This is a genomic window from Streptomyces sp. NPDC022910 (assembly GCF_055561075.1).
Genome location: NZ_JBVHHL010000140.1, coordinates 1 through 3,460 on the forward strand (window position 1 = coordinate 1; position 3,460 = coordinate 3,460).

The following is a 3,460-nucleotide window of genomic DNA, read 5'->3' on the forward strand; positions in this document are numbered from 1 at the left end:
ACAGGCGTGGATCAACGACCCAGCAAAGCGGAGGGAACCCGCGCGACAGATCTCATAGCATTACAAGCGTCTCAATTGACTTGACATCCACCGCACGAGCACAGTTCCCTGTCAAGTCCATGTGTTCACGTCTTGTTCTCCTCTGTGTTGTGGGGTGCAGTGGTGGCCGTCGAAGGAGTGGGACGGCCACACAGCGGCTCGGTCGAGCAGCTCCTGTCAGGCTGGCTGCGCCTCGTTCACCGGCGCTATGTAGGCCACTTCGATGAAATTGGCGAACCTGGGTGTTTTCTCGTCGCCTTGCACCCTCCCGATGCAGAGGAGTATGTCGCGGGCGATTCTCAAGTTCTTGGCCGATGTCCCGATGTTCCACTCACGCAGATTCTTCGAAGCGGCCCGCAGTTTTCGAAGTCATCGGATGTCGTCGTTCGCTACCTCCCCCGAATGCCTCTACTGACTTGTAATGCGTGATGTCGTGGGGTGCTGACAGGTCGTGATCGTCGCGGTACACCACGGGCATGAGGTACGCGCAGGGTGGCGGGCTGACTGCCGAGCGGAGGGCGTTTCGCGAGCAGATCCGTCTGGATGCGGGCGAGATGTTCGCGGCGGGCAGCGACAACGCCGAGGTGGCGAAGGTGCTGCGGGTACATGTGCGCTCGGTGCAGCGCTGGCGGCGCGAGTGGGCCGAGCGGGGTGAGGCGGGACTGGTCTCGAAGGGGCCGGCGTCCATGCCCAGGCTCAGCGACGAGCTGTTCGTGAAGCTGGAGGCGGCGCTGGCGTTGGGGGCGGCGGCGCACGGCTGGCCTGACGAGCGCTGGACGCTCGCGCGGATCCGGACGCTGATCGGGCGGATGTTTCACAAGAGCTACACCGGGCCCGGGGTGTGCCTGCTGCTGCACCGGCACGGCTGGTCGCCCCAGGTCCCGGCTCGCAGGGCGGTGCAGCGCGACGACAAGGCGGTCGCGACGTGGGTGAAGGAGACCTGGCCGGCCGTGGAACCACCGCGGCGGCGCTCGGCGCCTGGACCGTCTTCGCCGACGAGGCCGGGTTCTCGATGACGCCGCACACCGCCCGCACCTGGTCCCGCAGAGGCGTCACCCCGGTGATCCGGGTCAACGGCGGCAGCAGACGCCACCTGTCGGTGGCCGCTCTGTGCTGCTACAAGCCCGGCGAGCGGCCGCGGTTGGTCTTCCGGCACACCGGTGACCGGCGGGCCGACGGCCGCAAGGGCTTCTCCTGGAAGGACTTACGGGACCTGCTCACCGCCGCCCGCACCCAGCTCGGCGGACCGATCGTGCTGGTCTGGGACAACGTCGGCCTGCACCTCAGGCGCGCGATGCGCGCCTGGATCACGGCTCGGGACTGGCTCACGGCGTTCCAGTTGCCGGCCTACGCACCGGACCTCAACCCCGTGGAGGGGATCTGGTCCAGCCTGCGGCGCACCAGCCTGGCCAACATCGCCTTCACCGATTACACGCACCTGGTCACCGCAGTTCGCCGGGGCCTACGCCAGATCCAGTACCGGCCCACCATCATCACCGGCTGCCTCATCGGCACCGGCCTCGCCATGAGCCCTGGCGACATCACGCATTAATCCTCAGTAGGAAGTAGTCCAGTGACTTCTGAAGTCGTCCTAGTTGAGCACCCCCTGGACCGTCTTGGACTACCGCACGGCTCTCGCAGGTCCGCTGCATGAGGAGCGTCGTACCAGGAGGTGCCCGGAACCCGCACCGGCTAAGATCGCCGCCCGGGGGCACCGGGGGAGAGCGGATCGGCGGGCGGTGACGCCGGAAGGGGGCGAGCGCGGTGTCTCGAGGGGTGCGCTACGGCGCCGGGGTGGTGCTCTTGGCGGCGGTCGCGGTCTTGATCGGGCTGCTGGGACGGAATTCAGGCGGCGACGGCGACCTCGGCGCAGACGCCGCGACCCCGGCCTTCTCCGTCGCTCCGGGGTCCTCCGGGCGGCTCATCACGCCGACGGCGCTGGTGTCGGAGAGCCCGGTGGAGACGCGCCTCAATCTCTTCTCGTTCGGTGGCCTGTGCCAGGAGGACGGGAGCCGTCCGGTCCCCCGGGCGGCACGTGTGTCGGCGTCGGGGCCCCGCCCTCTGGTCGTCCATGTCAACGGGGTGCTGCACCAGTTCGAGGGCAGTGGCGGATATGACCGCGCCGACCCGTTCACGCCGCTGCCCGAGCGGGTGCAACTGGTCGCCTGCGCCCGGTACGAGGGGCTGGGCAAGCTCCTCAAGGTGTGCCGGTACCACTTGCCCACCCAAGCGAGCCGGGAGATCTCCCACTACGAGGGCCGGTACGAGGTGCGGGTTCTTGAGGCCCGTACCGGCCGTCTGTTCGGCACCCACCGCATTTCCGGTCGCACCTCCGTCACCTGCACACCGTTCGTCGAACGCGGCACGGACACCAAGGAGTTGCACCCCCCTGGCGACGGCGCGTTCCGAGAACTCCTCGGCCCGTACGCGCGCGGCGAGAAGCCCTGAGCGGGGCGCTGCCCCAGACCTGTCACGACGACAGGGACGGTGAGGATAACCTCCTGTTCGATGGCGGCCTCCTTGATGTCGTACGCCGGCGTGAGCGCCTTCTGACGCTCCAGCTCTTTCCCGGCGGCGTCGATGCCGGAAAAGTTGTTCTGCACAAGCTCGTCAGTCGGTGTGAGCGGCCGAGTGGCCGAAGCCGTCGGCGGGGAGCGTGTTGAGGGAGGCATGGGCGCGGTCGCCCCGCCACTCGTCACCTTCTTGACCGTCAAAATCTGTGATCTCGTGGTCACGGGGATCCGCCGCTGGCGGTACCTCCCCCGCATATGCGGGGGACTTCATGCCGCAGTGCGGGACGGCGGCGAACGAACAGGTGGCGAAGGACAAGCCCGACACTGGCGGCTTAACCGCCCGGTCGGGGAAGACGGGGGAGCAGCAGATGGGGACGATGATCGTGAGGATGCGGGTGCTGGCCGAGGACCCGTCACGGGTGTGGATCGCGGTCAGCGGGATCATCGGCCCCGCCACGCAGCACCACATTCGGCAACGCCTGCACCATCACGCTGCGGCCGGAACCAGCGCGTTCTACCTGGACATACGGGAGGCACGGTGCGCCGACGGGATGTCGCGGGACGACATCCCGGCTGTGTTCGACGCCTGCCCCGACGCGGACTTCCATCTCGTCGGCGCACCGGACGACATCCTCGACGAAGTCCGCAACGACCCGCGGTTCACCGTGCACCCCAGTCTGGAGTCCGCATGGAGCATCTGGTCCCAGGGCGAGTGACGCAGGAATCAGTGCGTCAGTGGCAGGACCGCGGAGACGGCCTTGCCGCCGGCTCCGACACAGCGCTTTGGTGGTTTCTCTCGCCCGAGAACAGTGATCTCAGAGGGCGTTAAGTCCCGTTCCAGATGATCTGGTGTCACCCGTTCGTGGGTGACTGGACGGTTCCGCCCTTGTGTCATGTCGTGTGCATGA

General features: G+C 67.5%; 3 protein-coding genes. All 3 read left to right on the forward strand.

Annotation, left to right across the window (positions count from 1 at the left end):
• Positions 1-515: 515 nt before the first annotated feature.
• A protein-coding gene (locus ACZ3TS_RS42595; protein ID WP_467628526.1) for an IS630 family transposase occupies positions 516-1,591 on the forward strand; the annotation gives its coding sequence in 2 pieces (ribosomal slippage) (positions 516-962 and positions 965-1,591; 1,074 coding nt in all).
• 212 nt (positions 1,592-1,803) lie between these two features.
• Complete coding sequence (locus tag ACZ3TS_RS42600; RefSeq protein WP_467628529.1) at positions 1,804-2,487, forward strand: hypothetical protein; 684 nt, start codon at positions 1,804-1,806, stop codon at positions 2,485-2,487.
• 433 nt (positions 2,488-2,920) lie between these two features.
• On the forward strand, positions 2,921-3,268 hold the full coding sequence (locus ACZ3TS_RS42605; RefSeq protein WP_467628532.1) for a hypothetical protein: 348 nt from the start codon (positions 2,921-2,923) through the stop codon (positions 3,266-3,268).
• Positions 3,269-3,460: the final 192 nt, after the last annotated feature.